Origin of the sequence: Ferrimonas balearica (assembly GCF_019802085.1) — a bacterium.
Classification (GTDB): Bacteria; Pseudomonadota; Gammaproteobacteria; order Enterobacterales; family Shewanellaceae; genus Ferrimonas; species Ferrimonas balearica_B.
The window spans coordinates 1550340-1570969 of record NZ_JAHVHV010000001.1 but is presented as its reverse complement, the minus strand read 5'-3'; the positions used below and the strand labels follow the sequence as shown (position 1 = coordinate 1570969).

The following is a 20630-nucleotide window of genomic DNA, read 5'->3' as shown; positions in this document are numbered from 1 at the left end:
GGCTTTGGTACGCTGTGGGCCCGATAACCCCCGATGGACCCCCATGCCCCAACGCCACCGAACCAGCCTGCTGATCGGCGCCCTGTCCCTGGCCGCCCTGAGCCTGCTGCCCCCCTTGAGTCAGGGGTTGGGTCTGCTGCTGCTGGCGATTATCTGCTGGGCCACCCCCTGGGTGGGGCCGCTCTACGCCGGCGTGATGATCCCGGTCCTGGCGCTGCTGCTGGGGCTGGCGGAGCCAACCCTGGTGCTGAGCAGGGCGGTGAACCCCATCATCAGCATCTTCGTGTTTGGCTTCGTCTTTGCCTTCCTGTTTCACCGCTGCGGCCTGGGCCAATGGGCCCAGGTGAAGGTGCTGAGGCTCAGCGGGGGGCGGATGAAACCGGCCCTGGCGGGCTTTGCGCTGCTGGCGTTTGGCTCCTCCATGCTGGTGACCAACGTCGCCAGCGTGGCGCTGGTCTTCCCCCTGGCCCTGTGCCTGGCGCCTTATCGCTATGGGGAGCCGGCCAGCCCCTTGCAGAAATACATCGGGGTGCTCATCGTGTTGAGCGCCACCATGGGGGGGATCTCCTCGGTGATCGGCAGCACCACCAGCCTTATCGTTGCCGGTCTGACCGAGATCGGCATGTGGCAGTGGACCCAGCTGATGCTGCCCCTGACGGTGAGCCTGTGGTTGCTGGGGGCCTACGTGGCCGCCCGGGTGTTTGCCCCGGACCTGTCGGCCCCGGCGCTCAGTCTGCCGGAGGATAAGCCTCTGACCCCCATGCAGCGGCGGATCCTGCTGGTAACCGCCACGGTACTGTTGGGCTGGCTGGGCTGCTACCGACTGGACACCCAGTGGGCCCGCCCCCTGGCGGTGCTGCTGCCCCTGGTGGCGATCCTGCCGTTGGCGGCAGTCAGCCGTCAGCCGGTGGGCAAGCTGCTGGGCGGCGTCCAGTGGCCGGCGGTAGGGGTGTTTGTCAGCGCTTTGGTGCTCAGCGCGCTGCTCAAGGGGGTCGGGCTGGCCGAAGCGCTGGGGGGCGGCCTTCAAGAGATCGGCGCCCTCATACCGGCGCCGGTGCTGGTGTTGATGCTGCTGCTGGCGATCATGGCCTTTACCGAGTTTGTCACCAACTCCGGCACCGTGGCGATTTGGGGCCCATTGCTGCTCTATCTGGTGGCCCCGCTGGAGCTGGAGTTGGCCGAAGTGGCCATCATCCTGGCGCTGGGGGGCTCTACCGCCTACGTCCTCCCGTCCTCCACCCCGGGTAATGCTGTGCTCTACAGCGCCGGCGTGGTGAACCGGCGGGAGATGGTGCCCCTGGGCTACCGCATGAAGGCCACCGCCCTGGGGGTGATCCTGCTGGGCCTGCTTGCCTGGGCCCCCCTGTGGCAGAGCCTGGTCTGAACGTTTTTTCTCCCCTTGGGCCAGGGGCCCTCAATGTCGGCACGGTTCGGCCGCCTTGCCATTGAGGCGAACAGAGGAAATCATGGGGGCGGGTTTGACGAGGAAGACCACCACAGTGCACACACAGCCACTGCGCTTGCGCTGCGCCGACGGGCAAGGCCTGGGCGCCACCTTTTTTCATCCCCCGGGCGAGGTGCTCGGCGGCGTGTTGATCGCCCCGGCCCTGGGGGTTTCCAGAGAGTATTACCGCCACCTGGCCGGCCACCTGGCCGAGTCCGGTTACCGGGTGCTGACCCTGGATTATCGCGGCGTCGGCGAGTCCCGCTTGACCGCCCAGCGCCCTCAACAGGTGGGCCTGCTGGATTGGGCCCGTCAGGACCTGTCGGCCGCTTTGGCGGCGCTGCAGGCCAGGCTGGAGGGCCTGCCCCTGTTCTGGCTGGGTCACAGCTGCGGAGGCCAGCTGTTGGGCCTTGTGCCCGGTGCAGAGCAGCTGGATGGGGCGATCACCGTGGGCAGTTCGGTGCCCCATTGGCGCTACTACGGGCGTCGGGGGCCGGCCATGTGGGGGTTTTGGCATCTGGCGGCGCCCTTGCTGAGTCTGGGCCAGCGCTTCCCGGCCCAGCGCACGGGCCTGGCCCGTCGTGATCTGCCCAGCGGCCTGATCCGCCAATGGGCCCGCTGGGGCCGGCAACGGGATTACCTGTTCGCCCCCAAGTTGGGGCTGGACTTGAGCGGCTATCAGCGCTTCGACAAACCCATGCTCAACTACGGATTTGCCGACGACGGCTACGCGCCACCGGAGGCGGTGCTGGATCTGGCGGATCGCTTTCCCCGCGCCTTCAGCGAAACCCACATTCTCAGTGGTGAGCGGCTCGAGGCCCTCGGGGGCGTGGGGCATTTCGGCTATTTTGATCCCCGGCATCAGGCCGGCTTGTGGCAGGATTTGACCGACTGGCTGACCCGTTACCGGGAGGCGGCGTCCGCCCCCGGGGATGGGGTCCGCGCGTCGCGGTAGATGGCCAGCTCCCGATGCTGGCGTTGCCAGTCGGGATCCGGCTGGCAGGGCACCGCCGCCAACTGGGCCAGGTAGGCCCCGGGCAGGCCCAATTGGCGGGCCCCCAGCAGCACATGGGTGCGATACCAGGGGAAGGGCGCCAGGCCCGCCTGGGTCACCCGCGCCTGATAGCACCAGGCCAGCACCCGGCCTTCCCCCTCCAGCACCACCTCACGCTCTATCCGTCGGTAGTCCTCGCCCTCGATGACGTCCAGCCGCCCCAGGGCGGCGCTGTCCATCCGGTAAAGCGCGCCCCACAGCCGGCCGTTGGGGCAGGGCGGGCAGTCGCACTTCCCCGAGCCATCCTGGCCCACCTTGTCGAAGGTCAGCCGGTGATCCGCAAGATGGGCGCGGCCCAGGGGCAGGGCCTCGGGGCAGCGACGATGCAGCCGGGGCAGGGACAGATTGGAGCCGTAGGCGAAGTAGAGCATGGCGAACCGAGGCGTTTGAGGGCCTAAGGTAAGCCTAGACAATGGGGGCCGGGCGGCCCCCATCGGGCGTTCAGGGCAGGATGATGTGGGGGATAAAGCGGGAGAGGTCCTGGGTGATGCGGCTGTGATCCTCGCGTACGGAGATCCCGCAGGCCTGATCCCCCACCACCCAGGAGCCGATCAGCGCGTGGTCCTCGCCGAACTTGGCCAGCGGATGGTAGGCCTGGTAGATCACCCCCTCCTCGCCGTAGGCCCCCTCGGAACTTTCCACCACCTGGCCGCCGTCGAGGATCTCGATGTTGGCGCCTTCACGGGAGTAGAGCGGCTTTTTCACCAGCTGGGATTCGTCGCACTTGTCCAGGTGATCCGGGAAGTAGGCGGGCAGCAGGTTGGGGTGGCCGGGGTGGTTATGCCACAACACTGGCAGGATCGCCTTGTTGGAGAGGATCGATTTCCAGGCGGGCTCCAGCCAGCGCACGTTCGCCTTTTGGAGGTACTGGCCAAACTCCTCCCTCAGCATGAACTCCCAGGGGTAGAGCTTGAAGCAGGCGCGGATGATCTCACCGTCACCGTCGAGAAACTCCTTCTGCTTGGACAGGCCAATCTGCTCGATGGCGGTGTAGCGGCTGGTCAGCCCCGCCTCCTCGGCGCAATCGGCCAGGTACTGCACCGTGCCGCGGTCCTCTTCACTCTCTTCGCAGCTGGCGAAGTGCAGGGGCACCGGAGGCCACTGGCCCTTAAGCTCGGCAAAGCGGGCGATCAGCGCCTCCTGGATGCCGTTGAACTGATCGCTGCCCGGCGCCAGGGTGCCGTCTTTGAGCCGGTCCTCCAGCCACAACCACTGGAAGAAGGCGCTCTCGTACAAACTGGTGGGGGTGTCGGCGTTGTTCTCCAACAGCTTGGCCGGGCCCTTGCCGTCGTAGGCCAGATCCATCCGGGCGTAGAGGCTCGGTTCGCGCATCCGCCAGGAGCTGCGCACCAGATCCCAGTGCGTTTCGGGGATGGCGAAGCGGCGCATCAGGTTCTCATTGTTGACCACCTCCTCCACCACCTCGAGGCACATCTGGTTGAGCTCCTCGGTGGGCGCTTCCAGGTCCCGCTCGATCTGCTCCAGGGTGAAGGCGTAGTAGCGCGACTCGTCCCAATAGGGCTCGTCGTACATGGTGTGGAAATGGAAACCGTACTGGCGGGCCTGCTCCTGCCAGTGCGCCCGGGGGGCGATCAGCTGTCGTTGCATCTAGCCCCCGAAACTGCGGCTGGAGGAGCGGGTGGTGGCGCTGCGACTGGCCTGGGCCTTCTGCTGCGCCATGCGGCCGAAGCCGCCGCTTTGGGTCACCCGGGCCGGGGCCGTGGGCTTTTGGAAGGCGCTGGGGGCCGGGCGTACGGTGCGGTCGCCGCGGTTGCCCACCACCTCGCCGTTGGCGGTGACCAGCTTGTCGCGCATCGGTGAGGTGCGGGAGCTGGAGCTGTACACCGGGGCTTGACGCACGGAGCGGCCGCCCATCAGGTTGCCCATCATGTAGCCCATCATCATCGGCATAAACCAGCTGCCACCGCCGGCGTTGCCCTGGCTGCCCTCCGGGGCCTGTTCACAGTTGCCCTCACCGAACTCCAGCTCACACTGCTGCTGGTCGGTAAAGCGCGGCGCGGTGGCCAGGTGATCCACCTGGGCGGAGCCGAACACCTGCTGGCAGAGCTCCGGCTGGTCGGGGTAGACCTGCATGCACTCCTCGGCGTTGCGGTAGATCTGGGCCTCCTCGCGGGGCGCCGGGCTGCAGCCGGACAACACCAGGGAGACGGACACCGCCACCGAGGTGGCCAGGGGCAGAGCCTTGCGAAAACGGGGGCGACGAACCTGGGTACTGCGTTTCATGTCGGCCTCCCTCAGTAGCTCATGCAGGCAGCGTTGAGCAGGCCAACGCCGATGTTGACCCCCGCCAGCACCACGGCACCGGCGATCTGGTTGTTCTCGATCTTGCTGACGATGGTGGGCATCAGGATGAAGCGCACCACGGTAAAGGCCAGCAGTTGAGCGGCCATGGCGATGACGGCCCAGATCAGGAAATCGGTGTAGGCGATGGAGTTCTTGGCGGCGGAAGCCAAAGCCAGGGTGAAGCCCACCAGGGCGCCGGAGATGCTGATGGCGGCGGCGGTGTTGAAGTCCTTCTTAACCAGCTGCCACTCGTCGAAGGGGGTGATCAGGGCGTAGAGCACTTTGAACAGCACCATGGCCAGCAGGCCGGTGCCAAAGTAGGTCATAAAGGGGATAAGGCCCGCGAGGGAGTCGGAAATCATGGTTGGGATCACGCTGGTTCTAGGTAGCGTTGTTATCGCCCATGGGCCTGGAAAAGGCAAGCAAAGGGCCCGGGAAGGGGCGGATAAATATTTTGATAAACAAAAAGATCGCAGACAATTCTTTGACCTGTAACGGAACCGAGATTAACTTTGAGATTGCCTGTCAAAACGCCAGGGTGTGTCGGGTGGGGTGCCAAAGGGTGCCGAGAAGCCGCTCAACGCGCCGTTGCGGGGTATGCGCCGGAGCGACTCCGGCCGCCGGGGCGGGGTTTGTGCTTGGCCTCGACCCGGTGCTAGCTCGACAAGTCACCAGTCCAGTTAGAGAATTGAACGTGAACATATACATCGGCAACCTGTCTTACTCCGTCACCTCCGAAGATCTTCGTGATGCCTTTGCGGCCCACGGTGAGGTGACCAGTGCCAACGTCATCATGGACCGGGAAACCGGCCGTTCCAAGGGCTTCGGCTTTGTGGAGATGCCCAACGCGGAGGAAGGGCAAAGCGCCATCTCGGCGTTGAATGAGCAGCCCCTCAGTGGCCGCAACATCCGGGTGAACGAGGCGCGCCCCCGCGAACCCCGGCCGGCTCGTCGTCCCCGTTACTGAGTGCCGGTGACTGTCACGCCAAGGGGGCCGGTCGGCCCCCTTTTCCGTTGTGGTGCTCAGCGCGCCGTAAAATCCGCGGTTTCCAGATAGAGTGAGCGCACCGGCGCCTCAAGAGCCGGTTGAAGCCCGTCGTCCAGCGGCTGCCCGTCGCCCAGGTAAATGAGCGACTCGGTCACGTTCCTCTCCATCAACAGGATCTGGTCGAAACTGGGCAGGCTGCCGATGCGGTGGACCAGCAGGGTTTCATCACCCAGGTCAATGGGGTAGAAGGCCCCGTTTTCCACCGGCTCCAAGGGGGCGTTTAACAGGACGCGCTCCACGGTAAAGGCCACCATGGGCAGTGTTGTCTGTCCGCCGCGCTCGAAATGGCCCGCCACCACATCGGCCCGAAACTGACTCAGGGTTCCGTGCATCAGCCGGTGCAGGTCCAGGATTTCGGGCTTTAGGGTTACCAGCGGCTGTTGGGCCAGCAGGGCCGCCACCTGAGCCTTATCCGCAGGGTCCACCGCCAGTTTCAGCACCAATTGGTGCGCGTGCATGGAGCCGTGCAGGGGCAGGTGGCTGGCGACGGGGCCTTGGGATGTGGGCATCAACACCATGCCGTGGGTGCCGACGGCGGCGCCAAACCCGGGGGCGCAGAACAGAAGCAGGAGTAACAGCAGCGGTTTCATCAGAACAGGGACTCGGTTTGTTACTGGAGAAACACCTGGTGACCCCGGGCCCGCAAGGCCGCAGCGGCGTCACCACAGCGGTCGGATTTGACCAGCAGGTAGTCGGTGTCGAAAGTGGAGAGGGCAAACAGCGGCACGCCGGCGTCTGCTAGGGTCGCGGTGAGCTGGGCGAGGATCCCTACCAGCTCGAAATCCAGCGGCCCGGCCACCTTGAAGGCCCGCCAGGGCCCCTCCTGACGTTCGCTGTCGATGGCCCACTCCTCCGGGGCCACCAGGGAGAGCTCCTCCTCGGTGCGGGTCAGGCTCAAAAGCTGGCTGGCGCTCAGCCAATGGGGCGCCACCGGGTGGTCGGCCGGCAGGCGGTGGAGGGTGAAGCGACCCGTCATCAGGGTCAGACTCAGGGGAACGGTTTTCATCATTTGGGCCTCCCTGCCCAGGTTCGGACCTTACTCGTCCGGGTAAACCTTCTCTTTGAACTCGCACAGATCCTCGATAAGGCAGGATCCGCAGCGGGGCTTGCGAGCCAGGCAGGTATAACGGCCGTGCAGGATAAGCCAGTGGTGCACGTCCACCTTGAACTCCGCCGGCACCACCTTGAGCAGTTTCTGCTCCACCTGGTCGACGTTCTTGCCCATGGCAAACTTGGTGCGGTTGGAGACCCGGTAGATGTGGGTGTCCACGGCGATGGTGGGCCAACCAAAGGCGCAGTTGAGCACCACATTGGCGGTCTTGCGGCCGACGCCAGGCAGGCGCACCAGGGCCTCGAGATTCTCCGGCACCTCGCCGTCGTGCTCCTCCACCAGGATCCGGGCCGCCTTGATGACGTTCTCCGCCTTGGTGTTGTACAGGCCGATGGTCTTGATGTGCTCCTTGACCCCCTCGACCCCCAGTTCGAGCATCGCTTGAGGGGTATTGGCTGTCGGGAACAGGGTACGGGTGGCCTTGTTGACCGAGACGTCGGTGGCCTGGGCGGAGAGCGCCACCGCCACCAGCAGTTCGTAGGGAGAGCTGAACTCCAACTCGGTTTCCGGGTTGGGGTTGTTGTCCCGCAGGCGCTCCAGGATCTGGCGGCGTTTTTCGTTATTCATGGTCCCTCAACGGTCTCGGTTTACTGGGTGACGCGCACCCGCTCCACTTTCTCGGCGGCGTCGCTGGTGGGTTTGAACCTGGCTTCCACCTTGTCGTTCATGGCGTTCTTGGCGGCGATCAACAGGCCCATACCGATAAAGGCCCCCGGCGGCAGCAGCGCCAGCAGGAAGGGGCTTTTCAGTTCCATCACCTGGATGCGCAGCACCTGGGCCCAGTCGCCCAGCAGCTGATCGGCCCCGTCAAACAGGGTGCCCTGGCCCACCAGCTCCCGGGCGCCGCCAAGCAGCATCAGCACCAGCATAAAGCCCAGCCCCATCATCAAACCATCCATCGCCGCGGCGCCCACCGGGTTTTTCGAGGCAAAGGCCTCGGCACGGCCGATGATGACGCAGTTGGTGACGATAAGGGGGAGGAAGATCCCCAATGAGAGGTAGAGGCCGTAGGCGTAGGCGTTGACCAGCAGCTGCACGCAGGTCACCAGGGCGGCGATGATCATCACGTACACCGGGATGCGGATCTCGCTCGGGATCCCCCGGCGCAGCAGCGAGACCAGCACGTTGGAGCTGACCAGCACCACCAAAGTGGCCAGGCCCAGGCCCATGGCGTTGGTCAGGGTGTTGGTGACCGCCAGCAGGGGGCAGAGCCCCAGCAGTTGGACGATGCCGGGGTTGTTCTTCCACAGCCCCTGCCAGACGATTTCGCGAGTTTGGCTCATGGTGCGTCTCCACAGCGGGGGGCCTTGGGCAGGCGGTCCCGATTGCGGTTGAAGTAGTTAAGGGCGTTTTTCACCGCGCCGACGTAGGCCCGCGGCGTGATGGTGGCGCCGGTGAACTGGTCGAAGTCGCCGCCATCCCGCTTAACCGCCCAGCGGCGATCCTTCTCGCCCTCCAGGCGGTAGCCGTTAAAGGCGGTGACCCAGTCGGAGCGGCGCAGGTCAATCAGATCCCCCAGCCCCGGGGTCTCCTGGTGGCTCAGGGTGCGCACCCCCAGCACTTCACCCTGCCAGCTGATGCCGACAATGAGGTGGATGTCGCCGTTGTAGCCATCCGGGGCGGTAGTCTCGATGGCGATGGCCACCGGCTCCCCGGCCTGGGTGGCCAGAAACGCCTGTTGGGGGTCCCGGCTGCCCAGGTATTGGGGGCTGTGCAGGGACAGACAGCTGTTGTGCAGCTCGTTGTCGTACAGGCCATCGGGGATGATCTGGTGCAGGGTGTTAAGCAGCTGGCGCTTCTGCTGCTCGGCGATCTGCGCCTTGGTGCCCTCGTGGGTCAGGGCCACCAGGCCGGCGCAGGCGATGCCAAAGAGGGCCAGCAGCAGGCCGTTTTTCTTCATCGACGGGATCATGACTGCCCCCCGTGACCGTAGGTGCGCGGCCGGGTGTAGTAGTCGATGAGCGGCACGCTCATGTTGGCCAGCATCACGGCGAAGGCCACCGCATCCGGGTAACCGCCGAAGCTGCGAATGAGGTAGACCAGCACCCCAATCAAGGCGCCGAACACCAGCCGGCCCCGGTTGCTGGTGGCGGCGGTGACCGGATCCGTGGCGATAAAGAAGGCCCCGAACAGGGTGGCGCCGCTGAGCAGGTGGAGGCTGACGCTGCCGGTGCCGTCCGGGTGCAGCGCCTGACCCACCAGGGCACAGAGCCCCAGGCTCAGGATCATCGCCACCGGGATGTGCCAGCGGATCACCTTGAGTTTCAGCATCACCAGGCCGCCGAGCAGGAACGCCAGGTTCACCCACTCCCAACCCACACCGGCCATCTGGGAGAACACCGGCTTGGCCAGGCTCTCCCCGGCGGTGAGGCCCAGGGTGAGATCGGTTTTGAGGGTGTCCAGCGGGGTGGCCATGGTGGTGCCGTCCACCCCGAGGCGAACGCTGTCCAGGGTGTGGCCGATGGCATCGGTGCCCAGCATCACCATGGTCAGGGTGTCCAGCGGCCCCAGGGTGGTCTGGGCCAGCGACTGCGGTGGCAGCCACTGGGTCATCTGCAGGGGGAAGGAGATCAGCAGTGCCACGTAGGCCGCCATGGCGGGGTTAAACAGGTTCTGCCCGATGCCGCCGTAAAGCTGTTTGACCAGCACGATGGCGAAGATGGCACCCAGCACCGGCAGGTACCAGGGGGCCAGCGGCGGCAGGCAGATCCCCAGCAGCAGTCCGGTGACCAGGGCGGTGCAGTCGGACAGGGCGGCACGCACGTCCCGGCCGCGGGCCTTGACGCACAGTGCCTCGGCCACCAGGGCCGTGATCACCGCCAGGGCGATCTGGATAAGGTTGCCCCAACCGAAGAACCACCACTGGGCGAGGACGCCGGGCAGGGTGCACAGGGCGACCCACTGCATCACTCGATGGGTGGGCATGCGGCCCTGGATGTGGGGGGACGAGGCCATCTTAAACGCCATCAAACCCTCTCCTATTGCTCGTTATTCTGTTTTTGGCGTGCCTTCGCCTTGGCGATGGCGGCGGCCACTGCGGCTTTGCGCTTGGCATCCGGATCTTCGCTCGGCTCGGCCGGCTCGGGACTGGATGCTGCGTCGCTGGCCTGCTGGGCGGCCTTCTTGGCCTTGGCGCGGGCCACTGCGGCGGCTACCGCGGCTTTGCGGGGATCAGTCTGCTCGGCCGGGGCGTCGCTGGGTGCGGCATCGCTGGCCTGCTGCGCGGCCTTCTTGGCCTTGGCGCGGGCCACGGCGGCGGCCACCGCGGCTTTGCGGGGATCGGCGACCTCTTCGGTCGGGGCATCGCTGGGCGCGGCCTCAGGAGCCTGCTGGGCCGCCTTCTTGGCCTTGGCGCGGGCCACGGCAGCGGCCACAGCCGCCTTGCGGGGATCGGTCTCCTCGGCCGGGGCGTCGCTGGGCGCGGCCTCGCTGGCCTGCTCGGCCGCCTTCTTGGCCTTGGCACGGGCCACGGCGGCGGCCACCGCGGCTTTGCGGGGATCGGAGCCCTCCTGGGCTGGGGCTTCGCTGGGCGTGGCCTCAGGAGCCTGCTGGGCCGCTTTCTTGGCCTTGGCGCGGGCGAGTGCGGCGGCCACTGCGGCTTTGCGAGGATCGGCGACCTCCTCGGTCGGGGCATCGCTGGGCGCGGCCTCGGTGGCCTGCTGAGCCGCCTTCTTGGCCTTGGCGCGGGCGAGTGCAGCGGCCACCGCGGCCTTTTTCGGATCAGTCGGGGGGGCGGTGTCGCTGGCCTGGGGGGCCTCAACCGCCGAGTCACCGGCGCTCTCCCGGGCGGCCTTGGCGGCGCGGGCTTCGGCCTTGCGCTGACGGCGCAGTTCGGCCATGTCCACCTCGCCGGACTCGGTCTCGGTGCTGGCCTTCTTAGCTTTGATGCGGGCCAGGGCATCGGCGACCCCGGCACTGGTGGCGGCGGGAGCCGGCTTAGCGGCCCGCTTGTGGCGATTCTCCCGCTCCGCTTTCTCGCGCTCCAATCTGGCCTGGCGGGCGTCGAAGCGCAGCTTGGCGGCGTCCGCCTTGGCCGCCTTTTGGGCGGCGTCCCGCAGCTCTGCCTTGGCGATGCGGTAGTGGTGCACCAGGGGCAGATCCGAGGGACAGACGAAGGCGCAGGCACCGCACTCGATGCAATCGGCCAGGTTCAGTTGGGCGGCCTTGTCGAACTCACCGGCCTGGCTGTGCCAGTACAGCTGCTGGGGCAGCAGGGACTGGGGGCAGACCTGGGCACATTCGCCGCAGCGGATGCAGTTGCGGGGCGCCGGGGCCGGCGGCAGTTCGTTGCGGCTGGGCATCAGCAGGCAGTTGGTGGCTTTGACCACCGGCACACGGGTGCTAGGCAGGGCAAATCCCATCATGGGGCCGCCCATAATGAGCGGTTGGTCCGGCTGGGGTTGGCAACCGGCGCTGTCCAGCAGCCACTGGATCTCAGTGCCCAGGCGCACCCAGTAGTTGCCGGGTTTGCCGGCCTGTTCACCGGTCAGGGTCACCACCCGTTCAATCAGGGGCTCGTCGTCCAGTAGGGCACGCTTGATGGCGTAGCAGGTGCCGACGTTGTGCATCAGCACCCCCAGGTCCTTGGGCAGCTTGCCCTGGGGCACCTCCAATCCGGTGACGATCTGCACCAGCTGCTTCTCACTGCCGGAGGGATACTTGGTGGGGATAACTCGCAGCAGGATGTGCTCATCGCTCAGGTGGCTGGCGGCGATGGCCTCTTTGACCGCGGCGATGGCCGCAGGCTTGTTGTCCTCGATGGCGAACAGGATCCGTTCCGGGCCCAAGAGGTGATCCAGCACCTCGATGCCGCGCAGGATCTCCTCCGCCTTGTCCTGCATCAGCCGGTCATCGGCGGTGATGTAGGGCTCGCACTCGGCGCCATTGATGATCAGAAAACGCACCGGCTTGTCGCTGGCCAGCTTGATGGCGGCGGGGAAAGCGGCGCCCCCCAGTCCGGCGATGCCGGCGTCACGGACTCGGGCCAGGATGGCGTCCCGGTCGAGGCCTTCAACGCTGACCCGGGTCTCCCGCGGACGCCAGTGATCCTCACCGTCGGCGATCACCTCGATGGTCAGCTCGGGCAGGCCCGAGGGGTGGGCGCTGGGACGGGACTCGATGCGGCCGATGGTGCCGGAGGTGGGGGCGTGCACCGGCACCGCCATGGGGTGCTCCGGGGCGGTCAGGGCCTGGCCCTTGAGCACCTGATCGCCGCTGGCCACCGTCAGTCGGGCGGCCTGGCCGATGTGTTGGCGCACCGGCACCCAGAACCGCTCGGGCAGGGGCAGGGTGGCGATGGGGGTGCCGTTGGACAGGGTCTTGCGATCCGGCGGATGGATCCCGCCGGGGAATGTCCACTGTTGGCCTTGGTCAATCTGTTCTAATAGGGTTTGCACAGGCCGTTCCTCACTGCACCATACGGACGGGGATGCTCTTCAGATCCCACTTCCAGCTTTGCGTCGTCTCCGGGATGGGCCGCATCTCGATGCAATCCACCGGGCAGGGTTCGACGCAGAGGTCGCAACCGGTGCACTGGTCCGCGATCACCGTGTGCATCTGTTTGCCGGTGCCGACGATGGCGTCCACCGGGCAGGCCTGGATGCACTTGGTGCAGCCGATGCAGTCCGCCTCGATGATGAAGGCCACCTTGGGCCGGCTGTCGGCGTCGGCGTCCAGCGGCTCCGGCTCCACCCCCAGCATGTCCGCCAGCTTCTCGATGGTGGCTTCGCCGCCGGGCGGGCAGCGGTTGATGGGGGCCTCTCCCTTGGCGATGGCCTCGGCATAGGGACGGCAGCCCGGGTAACCGCACTGACCGCACTGGGTCTGAGGCAGGGCCTGCTCGATCTGCTCCACCATGGGGTCGCCCTCCACCTTGAAGCGGATGGCGGCGTACCCCAACAACACGCCGAACAGCAGCGCCAGGCCTGCCAGCACCAGTACGGCAAAAAGAATACTGCTCATCAATTACTTAACCAGTCCGGTAAAGCCCATAAAGGCCAGCGACATCAAGCCTGCGGTGATCATGGCGATGGAGGCGCCCTTGAAGGGCTGGGGGACGTCTGCCGCCGCCAGGCGCTCACGCATGGCGGAGAAGAGGATCAACACCAGGGCAAAACCGGCGGCGGCGCCGAAGCCGTAGAGCACCGAACTGATGAAGTCGTGCTCCTCGTTGATGTTGAGCAGCGCCACCCCCAGTACCGCGCAGTTGGTGGTGATCAGGGGCAGGTAGATCCCCAGCACCCGGTGCAGGGCGGCGCTGGTTTTGCGCACCACCATCTCGGTGAACTGCACCACCACGGCGATCACCAGGATAAAGCTCAGGGTACGCAGGTAGGCCAGATCCAGCGGGACCAAAAGATACTGATGTACCAGGTAGCTACAGGTGGAGGCCAGGGTCAGGACGAAGGCGGTGGCCATCGACATGCCAATGGCGGATTCCAGCTTGCTGGACACCCCCATAAAGGGGCAGAGGCCAAGGAACTTCACCAAGACGAAGTTGTTGACCAGGACAGTGCCCACCAGCAGCAACAGGTATTCGGTCATGAAATTGAGGTCGCTGAGAAAAGTAGTCAGCCATTATCGGAAAATCTCGGCACCGAAACAACTGACAGCCAGCAGGGTTTCTGCCCTCTGGTCAAGGATTGGACGCCCCGGGGAGGCCCCGGGGCATCGATTCAGGCCTGCATCTGATGAAGCGGGCGGGGCATGGCGATGTGGTGGCCCTGGAGGCCGTGCACCTTGAGCTCCTCGAGGGTGATCTTCTCCTCCGGTTGCTCCACCTGGGCGGCGATCACCTTGATGTCCAGTCGCACGGCGATGTCCAGCAACATCTTGATGAAAAACTGGTTGTTCGGCGTCTTATCGATGTTGCGGGTCAGGCCGGACTCCAGTTTGACATAGTCGGGCTTGAGCATCTGCAGGTAGCGGAAGGAGGTCAGCGCGGTGCCGAAGTGGTCGATGCAGATCCGCGCCCCCAGCTTATGCAGGCGCTCGATGGTCTGGCCGGCGTGGTTGGGGTTTTGCTGGATGCTGCGCTCGCTCACCTCAAACACCAGACGGCTGGCCAATCCCGGCTGGTCCTGAAGCTGATGCTCCAGCCAGCGCATGAACTTGACGTCGTTGAAGGAGTGACTGGCCAGGTTGAGACCGAAGGACTCACTCTCACTGGAGTCGTTGAGCAGCTCGCGAATGAGGCGAGTGAAGATCAGCTTGTCCAGCTCGATGGCACGGCCGTAGCGGGCCGCCATGGAGAACAGGGGCTCGGTGGGCAGCGGGTTGCCGTCGGCGTTTTCGAAGCGCACCAGCATCTCGGTATAGAGGCGGCCGCCGTCCTGGGTGGGGCGGATCCGCTGGTGGATGAAGTTCAGGCGGCGGTGATCCAGCACATCGTCGATCACTGTCAGCCAACGCTCGGAGTCCAGCCCCAACTCCGCCAGACTGGCGTCCATCAGGTAGTGGCCGTGGGCTCCCTGGGAGTCGGCCATGCTGACGGCGGTGTCCAGGTTGATCAACAGCTGGCTGACCCGGTCTTCCGGACGGTAGGCGATGGCGCCCACGGAGCCGGCGTTCTCCACCTCCTGGTGCTTGGCAACCTCCGCCAGTTGCATGCTCAAATCTTTGAGCAGGGTAATGGCGTTGCTGCGCTCGCAGTCGGGCAGTCGCAGGATAAAGTCCACGGCACCGTAACGGTAGGCGTAGCCGGAGGGCTCCTTGCGGGCGTACTGCTTGAGCACGTGGGCGATCTCCGCCAGGTACTGATCGCCGCCGCTGCGGCCCTGGCGGCGGTTGAGCTCCTCCAGGGCGTTGGCCCGCAGCAGGATCAGGTGGCCCTGCTTGGAGTCGGTGTTCTGGGGTCGCTCCATCTCATCAACAAAGAAGGCGCGGGATTTGATGCCGGTGACCTCGTCCAGCACTGGATTGGCTTGCAGCTTGCTCGTGCTGAACTTGGCCAGACGCGCCTTGAGTTCAGTGCGGGTGCTTTGCAGCGTCTCCCCCAGGGGGCGAAGGGCACCGCTGAGCTCCTGCACCTGGCTGGGCAGCTCCAGGGTGGGGAGACGTTCGATGCCGGAGCGCACCGTCGCCAGCTGCCGAGCGGTGCGACCGCGGCGCCAGAGCAGCAACAGGATCATGAACAGGTAGGTGCCGCCAATCAGTATCAGGGGGAGGGCCAGGCGGGAGGCGGTGCCCTCGAGGTAGTGATCGCCGTTCAGCTGCAGCCGGATGTCGTGCTCCTGCCAGCGTTTTTCCACCAGCAGGGAGGGGCGATGCAGGGCCAGCAGGGGGGCCAGCCAGTGGCTGGGCTCGTGGTATTGGCCGTAGATGGTCTGGGTGGCATCGACCTGGTTCTTAACGAAGCCGTACTGCAGGGCAAAGCTCGGGGCGAGGGCGTCGGCCAGTTCGAAGGGTGCGGTCTGCGAGGCCAGGGCGTTGTCCAGGGCCGCGGTCAGGGCACGCCGGTCATCGTCGATGGCTTTTTCAACGGCGGCGGTGGACAGCAGCAGCAGGGCGGCTGCGGCCGCCAGCAACAGAATGGTCAGTCCGGCGAATGCGGTACGAGTCCCCAACATGAGGCGACGATCTCCCTATCTTTGCCCGCCACCCCAATCATCGCGTCAATTGGCGTAGCTGCATGATTTATTAACATATTTTTTCCATCGCTAGGCGGTGGCGTTGCCCGGCGCCACCAAGCTCCAGATTTTGGTGACACCACCATCGTAAAAGGGGGGCGTGCCAGGCGCAAGTGATTGGAGTCATTAAAGGATGGGTTGTTGAAAAGGCGGGGCGAAGGGCGTTTGTTCAGAGGCGCGCGGAGCAGAAAATCTGGCGCTCGAGCCAAGTGGCCAGGGACGCCATAAAGGGCAGCGACAGGCGCCGATTCTGATAATAGCCAGTCCGCCGTTCTACCGATGGGCGGATACCAAAAAGCCCCGCTGATGCGAGGCTTTTAGAAGGTGGCTCCCCCTGCTGGACTTGGGGCAGCGACATACGCTGATTCTGACCGAGCCAGTCCGCCGTTCTGCGGATACAAAAAAGCCCCGCTGACGCGAGGCTTTTCGAATGTGGCTCCCCCTGCTGGACTTGAACCAGCGACATACGCCGATTCTGACGGAGCCAGTCCGCCGTTATCCTGATGGGCAGATACAAAAAAAGCCCCGCTGACGCGAGGCTTTTCGAAAGTGGCTCCCCCTGCTGGACTTGAACCAGCGACATACGCCGATTCTGACCGAGCCAGTCCGCCGTTCTGCGGATATAAAAAAGCCCCGCTGATGCGAGGCTTTTTGAAGGTGGCTCCCCCTGCTGGACTTGAACCAGCGACATACGGATTAACAGTCCGCCGTTCTACCGACTGAACTAAGGGGGAACAGGTTGTCTGCGTGTTTTGTCTGACGCCTCAGTATCAGGTGGCTCCCCCTGCTGGACTTGAGTGAGCGACATACGTCGATCCTAACAAGCGCCAGTCCGCCGTTCTAACGGCAAGGGCAAACCAAAATGTGGCTCCCCCTGCTGGACTTGAACCAGCGACATACGGATTAACAGTCCGCCGTTCTACCGACTGAACTAAGGGGGAACAGATTGTGGCGTGATTATCCTGACGCCTCAGCAAACGTGGCTCCCCTGCTGGACTTGGGACAGCGGCATACGCCGATTCTAACCAGTGCCAGTGCGCCGTTCAGGCGTGGTGGGCCAAAATATGGCTCCCCCTGCTGGACTTGAACCAGCGACATACGGATTAACAGTCCGCCGTTCTACCGACTGAACTAAGGGGGAACGTCATCGTCTCGAAGACGGAGCGCATCTTAAAGGCCCCCCTATAGTGAGTCAATACGCGCTTTTGAAAAAGTCGGCTCACCGGTTTCGTTTGCCTACTGCGTCACCAAAACCGCGTGAAAAAGGGCGTCTTGGGATTGCTTTCATCGCCCACCCTTGCCAGGCCCGCTAACTTACTTACCGAATAGGATTTTTTCGGTTTCACCCGACGGGCATAAGGCGAAATGGGGGTTGACTTTCACCGAGCCCGCTCTGGTCGGGCTTCTGCTGCGTTATCCACTGTTTTTGTGGATAACTGTGTTAATGACCTCGTGTCAGAGAGTGACAGGCCCCGGATTTCGGGCTCTGGCGGGGAATTGGTCACTGCTTGTGCATAATGATCGTTTCTTTATAAAACAGTGGCTTACGTAAAATGTTCATCGGCCCGACATTTTACTGTCAAAACTGAAAATTTTTGACAATTTGTGATGTCGGGGTTGTGTATTAGTTTTGGTTGTTATCCAATCGTCTGCGCTTATTTCATCAACAGGAGTCGCCGTGCGCCCATCCCATGTCCACCAGTTGACCCAAGGGGATGTCATTGCCCATCTACGGCGTATGACGCTGCCGCTGCTGATGGCCATGGTGCTGTTGATGACCTTCAACTTCGTCGACGCCTTCTTTGTCAGCTTGCTGGGGACCCGGGAGCTGGCGGCCTTCTCCTTTACCTTTCCCGTCACCTTTACTCTGTTCAGTGTGGTCATTGGTTTGGGGATCGGCACCTCGGCGGCGGTGGCCACCGCCCAAGGGCGGGGTAACACGGAACGGGCCCGTGCCCTGGGGGGCTCGGCTCTGGTGCTTTCCGCCTGCCTGGTGCTGGTGATGGCCCTGCCGGTGTGGCTGGGACACGACTGGCTGTTTCGCGCCCTTGGGGCCGAGGCGGACGCCCTGGGCCTTATCGACGACTTTATGGGCGTCTGGCTGCTTGGGGTGGTGTTCATCACCTTCCCGATGATCGGCAACGCGGTGATGCGTGCCAACGGCAACACCCGCCTGCCCAGCCTGGTGATGGCCGGCAGCGCCTTTGTGAACGCGGCGCTGGATCCCCTGTTCATCTTTGGTTGGGGGCCGGTGCCCGCCATGGGTCTCAAGGGCGCCGCCCTGGCCACGGTGATCGCCAACCTGGTTTCCAGTGCGGTGATCGTCTACATGCTGGTGTTCCGCATGAAGGTGGTGGGCTGGTTCCGGGAGTGGACCGAACGCCTGGCGGGCTACCGGGAGATCCTGGCCATTGCTCTGCCGGCGGCGGGGGCCAACATGCTAACCCCGGTGGCCATGGGGGCGATGACGGCACTGATGGCCAGTTACGGCGAGGCGGCGGTGGCCGCCTTTGGGGTGGGCACCCGGCTCGAATCCCTGGTGACCCTGGTGGTGTTGACCCTCTCCATGAGCCTGCCGCCGCTCATCAGCCAGAACGCCGCCGCGGGTCACATGGACCGGGTCCGGCTGCTCTACAGTCGGGTGATCCGTTTTGTGCTGCTGTTCCAGGGCGGGGTGTACCTGCTGCTGCTGATCGGCGCCCGCTGGATCGGCGAGGCCTTTGGCCAGGACGCCGAAGTGGCCGCCACCATCGCCCTGCTGGTGAGCATCCTGCCTCTCTCCTACGGTGCCCAGGGGGTGATCATCCTCTCCAACTCCAGCTTCAACGCCCTGCACCGACCGATGTCGGCCCTGGGGCTGTCGGTGATCCGGCTGTTCGTGATGTACCTGCCGCTGGCCTTTATTGGTGGTAAGATCGCGGGCCTGACCGGGGTGTTTGTGGGGGCGGCCGTGGCCAACTGCCTCACCGCGGTCATCGCCTGGCGCTGGGTGTGGTATCACCTGTGCTGTAACCGCCAGAGTTCAACCGAGGAAGCCCGTGAGTCGACCCTTTAAGCTGCAATCCCAGTTTCAACCCGCCGGCGATCAGCCTGCGGCCATCCACCAATTGCTGGAGGGCCTGGACGCCGGCCTGGCGCACCAGACCCTGCTGGGGGTGACCGGCTCCGGCAAGACCTTCACCATGGCCAACGTGGTGGCAGAGCTGAACCGCCCCACCATCATCCTGGCCCACAACAAGACCCTGGCGGCCCAGTTGTACGGCGAAATGAAGGAGTTCTTCCCCGACAATGCGGTGGAGTATTTCGTCTCCTACTACGACTACTACCAGCCCGAGGCCTACGTGCCCTCCACGGATACCTTCATCGAGAAGGACGCCTCCATCAACGCCCACATCGAGCAGATGCGTCTGTCCGCCACCAAGGCATTGATGGAGCGGCGGGACGTGGTGCTGGTGGCCTCGGTGTCCGCCATCTACGGCCTGGGGGATCCCAAGGCCTATATGGCGATGCTGCTGCACCTGCGCCAGGGCGACATCATGAACCAGCGGGACATCCTCAAGCGCTTGGCAGAGCTGCAGTACAGCCGCAATGACATGGCGTTCGAGCGGGGCACCTTCCGGGTGCGGGGCGAGGTGATCGACATCTTCCCGGCGGACTCCGAGAAGGACGCGGTGCGCATCGAGCTGTTCGACGAGGAGATCGAACGGATCTCCCTGTTCGACCCCCTGACCGGTGCCCTGACCCGGGAGGTGGCCCGCTACACCGTCTACCCCAAGACCCACTACGTTACCCCCCGGGAAACCATCGTCGCCGCCATCGACCACATCAAGGCGGAGCTCAAGGTGCGCCACCAGCAGCTGCTGGACAACCACAAGCTCATTGAGGCCCAGCGCATCAAGGAGCGCACCCAGTTCGACATCGAGATGATGCTGGAGCTGGGCTATTGCTCCGGCATCGAGAACTACTCCCGCTACCTTTCCGGGCGGGCTCCGGGCGAGCCGCCGCCGACCCTGCTGGATTACCTGCCGGACGATGGCCTGCTCATCATCGACGAGTCCCATGTCACCGTGCCCCAGCTCGGGGCCATGTACAAAGGGGATCGCAGCCGCAAGGAGACCCTGGTGGAGTTCGGTTTCCGCCTCCCCTCGGCCATGGACAACCGACCGCTCAAGTTCGAGGAGTTCGAGTCCATCGCGCCGCAAACCGTGTTCGTCTCCGCCACCCCGGCCCAGTACGAGCTGGACAAATCCGCCGGCGAGGTGGTGGAGCAGGTGGTGCGGCCCACCGGCTTGCTGGACCCGGAGATCGAGGTGCGCCCGGTGGCCACCCAGGTGGACGACCTGCTGTCGGAAATTCGGCTGCGTGAGGCCCGCAACGAGCGGGTGCTGGTCACCACCTTGACCAAGCGGATGGCGGAGGATTTGACCGAGTACCTGGAGGAGCACGGGGTGCGAGTGCGCTATCTCCACTCCGACGTGGACACCGTGGAGCGGATGGAGATCATCCGCGATCTGCGCCTGGGGGAGTTCGACGTGCTGGTGGGGATCAACCTGCTGCGGGAGGGCCTGGACATGCCCGAGGTCTCCCTGGTGGCGATCCTCGATGCCGACAAGGAGGGCTTCCTGCGCTCTGACCGCTCCCTGATCCAGACCATGGGCCGGGCAGCGCGGAACGTCCAGGGCAAGGCAATTCTCTACGCCGACCGCATCACCGGCTCCATGGAGCGGGCCATGGGGGAGACCCAGCGCCGCCGGGCCAAGCAGGAGGCGTTCAACGCCGAGCACGGCATCGTGCCCAAGGGGCTGACCAAGAAGATCACCGACGTGATGGACGTGGGCGGCAAACGCCGGCCCGGTGCCCGACCGGGGGTTCCGGCCAAGCCGGCCGCACCGCGGCAGAGCCCGGCGGAACTGGCCAAGGCGATCGCCGAGCTGGAGAAGACCATGTACGAGCACGCCCGCAACCTGGAGTTTGAAAAGGCGGCGGCACTGCGAGATGAAATCGCCCAGTTGCGGGACCAACTGGTGGTCTCCTGATCCTCC

20 protein-coding genes and 3 tRNA genes are annotated in these 20630 nt (G+C 64.8%); 6 read left to right on the top strand and 17 right to left on the bottom strand.

Annotated elements, in window-relative coordinates; translation table 11 throughout:
• Window positions 1-43 precede the first annotated feature (43 nt).
• Both KUV81_RS07325 and KUV81_RS07320 read left to right on the top strand, forming a co-directional pair.
• Complete coding sequence (locus KUV81_RS07325) at window positions 44-1384, top strand: SLC13 family permease (protein ID WP_222543170.1); 1341 nt, start codon at window positions 44-46, stop codon at window positions 1382-1384.
• Between the two features lie 115 nt (window positions 1385-1499).
• A complete protein-coding gene (locus tag KUV81_RS07320) occupies window positions 1500-2399 on the top strand; it encodes an alpha/beta fold hydrolase (RefSeq protein WP_222543169.1) in 900 nt (299 codons plus the stop codon).
• Here KUV81_RS07320 and KUV81_RS07315 read toward each other — a convergent pair.
• The 4 genes from KUV81_RS07315 to KUV81_RS07300 all read right to left on the bottom strand — a co-directional run bounded on the left by KUV81_RS07315 (window position 2348) and on the right by KUV81_RS07300 (window position 5164).
• Entirely contained in the window at window positions 2348-2869 is a 522-nt protein-coding gene (locus tag KUV81_RS07315; RefSeq protein ID WP_222543168.1) for a gamma-glutamylcyclotransferase family protein, read from the bottom strand. The two genes, KUV81_RS07320 and KUV81_RS07315, sit on opposite strands and share 52 nt — an antisense overlap.
• Before the next feature lie 70 nt (window positions 2870-2939).
• Complete coding sequence (locus tag KUV81_RS07310) at window positions 2940-4106, bottom strand: glutathionylspermidine synthase family protein (RefSeq protein ID WP_222543167.1); 1167 nt, start codon at window positions 4104-4106, stop codon at window positions 2940-2942.
• Entirely contained in the window at window positions 4107-4742 is a 636-nt protein-coding gene (locus KUV81_RS07305; protein WP_222543166.1) for a DUF1190 domain-containing protein, read from the bottom strand.
• Between the two features lie 11 nt (window positions 4743-4753).
• A complete protein-coding gene (locus tag KUV81_RS07300) occupies window positions 4754-5164 on the bottom strand; it encodes a DUF350 domain-containing protein (protein ID WP_222543165.1) in 411 nt (136 codons plus the stop codon).
• On the opposite strand from KUV81_RS07300, the gene KUV81_RS19715 reads away from it, so the two are divergent.
• Both KUV81_RS19715 and KUV81_RS07295 read left to right on the top strand, forming a co-directional pair.
• A complete protein-coding gene (locus KUV81_RS19715; RefSeq protein WP_261389214.1) occupies window positions 5163-5297 on the top strand; it encodes a hypothetical protein in 135 nt (44 codons plus the stop codon). The genes KUV81_RS07300 and KUV81_RS19715 overlap by 2 nt on opposite strands.
• Before the next feature lie 199 nt (window positions 5298-5496).
• On the top strand, window positions 5497-5769 hold the full coding sequence (locus KUV81_RS07295; RefSeq protein ID WP_222543164.1) for an RNA recognition motif domain-containing protein: 273 nt from the start codon (window positions 5497-5499) through the stop codon (window positions 5767-5769).
• 56 nt (window positions 5770-5825) lie between these two features.
• On the opposite strand, the gene KUV81_RS07290 is transcribed toward KUV81_RS07295, so the two are convergent.
• The 13 genes from KUV81_RS07290 to KUV81_RS07230 all read right to left on the bottom strand — a co-directional run bounded on the left by KUV81_RS07290 (window position 5826) and on the right by KUV81_RS07230 (window position 16729).
• Window positions 5826-6440: a hypothetical protein gene (locus KUV81_RS07290; RefSeq protein WP_222543163.1), complete on the bottom strand. Its 615-nt coding sequence runs from the start codon at window positions 6438-6440 to the stop codon at window positions 5826-5828.
• A gap of 20 nt (window positions 6441-6460) precedes the next feature.
• Window positions 6461-6859 (bottom strand): ACT domain-containing protein, encoded by a 399-nt coding sequence (locus tag KUV81_RS07285; RefSeq protein WP_222543162.1) that lies wholly within the window; start codon window positions 6857-6859, stop codon window positions 6461-6463.
• Window positions 6860-6886: 27 nt separating this feature from the next.
• A complete protein-coding gene (gene nth, locus KUV81_RS07280) occupies window positions 6887-7528 on the bottom strand; it encodes an endonuclease III (RefSeq protein WP_222543161.1) in 642 nt (213 codons plus the stop codon).
• Window positions 7529-7548: 20 nt separating this feature from the next.
• Window positions 7549-8244 (bottom strand): electron transport complex subunit E, encoded by a 696-nt coding sequence (locus KUV81_RS07275; RefSeq protein WP_222543160.1) that lies wholly within the window; start codon window positions 8242-8244, stop codon window positions 7549-7551.
• Entirely contained in the window at window positions 8241-8861 is a 621-nt protein-coding gene (gene rsxG / locus KUV81_RS07270) for an electron transport complex subunit RsxG (protein WP_222543367.1), read from the bottom strand. Before rsxG ends, KUV81_RS07275 begins: the two co-directional genes overlap by 4 nt.
• An 8-nt stretch (window positions 8862-8869) precedes the next feature.
• The gene (gene rsxD, locus KUV81_RS07265) at window positions 8870-9928 is read right to left on the bottom strand and encodes an electron transport complex subunit RsxD (RefSeq protein ID WP_222543159.1); all 1059 of its coding nucleotides are present in this window, start codon (window positions 9926-9928) and stop codon (window positions 8870-8872) included.
• Window positions 9929-9939: 11 nt separating this feature from the next.
• Window positions 9940-12357 (bottom strand): electron transport complex subunit RsxC, encoded by a 2418-nt coding sequence (gene rsxC / locus KUV81_RS07260; protein WP_222543158.1) that lies wholly within the window; start codon window positions 12355-12357, stop codon window positions 9940-9942.
• A 10-nt stretch (window positions 12358-12367) separates the two neighbouring features.
• Entirely contained in the window at window positions 12368-12922 is a 555-nt protein-coding gene (gene rsxB, locus KUV81_RS07255; protein ID WP_222543157.1) for an electron transport complex subunit RsxB, read from the bottom strand.
• 3 nt (window positions 12923-12925) lie between these two features.
• Window positions 12926-13504, bottom strand: coding sequence for an electron transport complex subunit RsxA (gene rsxA, locus KUV81_RS07250; protein WP_222543156.1), 579 nt, complete (start codon window positions 13502-13504; stop codon window positions 12926-12928).
• A gap of 131 nt (window positions 13505-13635) precedes the next feature.
• Window positions 13636-15528, bottom strand: coding sequence for an EAL domain-containing protein (locus KUV81_RS07245; protein ID WP_222543155.1), 1893 nt, complete (start codon window positions 15526-15528; stop codon window positions 13636-13638).
• 718 nt (window positions 15529-16246) lie between these two features.
• A tRNA-Asn gene (locus KUV81_RS07240) sits at window positions 16247-16322 on the bottom strand.
• A gap of 131 nt (window positions 16323-16453) precedes the next feature.
• Window positions 16454-16529 (bottom strand) — tRNA-Asn (locus KUV81_RS07235).
• 124 nt (window positions 16530-16653) lie between these two features.
• Window positions 16654-16729, bottom strand: a tRNA-Asn gene (locus tag KUV81_RS07230).
• Between the two features lie 597 nt (window positions 16730-17326).
• On the opposite strand from KUV81_RS07230, the gene KUV81_RS07225 reads away from it, so the two are divergent.
• Both KUV81_RS07225 and uvrB read left to right on the top strand, forming a co-directional pair.
• Window positions 17327-18643: an MATE family efflux transporter gene (locus KUV81_RS07225; protein ID WP_222543366.1), complete on the top strand. Its 1317-nt coding sequence runs from the start codon at window positions 17327-17329 to the stop codon at window positions 18641-18643.
• Entirely contained in the window at window positions 18627-20624 is a 1998-nt protein-coding gene (gene uvrB / locus KUV81_RS07220) for an excinuclease ABC subunit UvrB (RefSeq protein ID WP_222543154.1), read from the top strand. The genes KUV81_RS07225 and uvrB overlap by 17 nt, the downstream gene beginning before the upstream one ends.
• The last annotated feature ends 6 nt before the right edge of the window (window positions 20625-20630 follow it).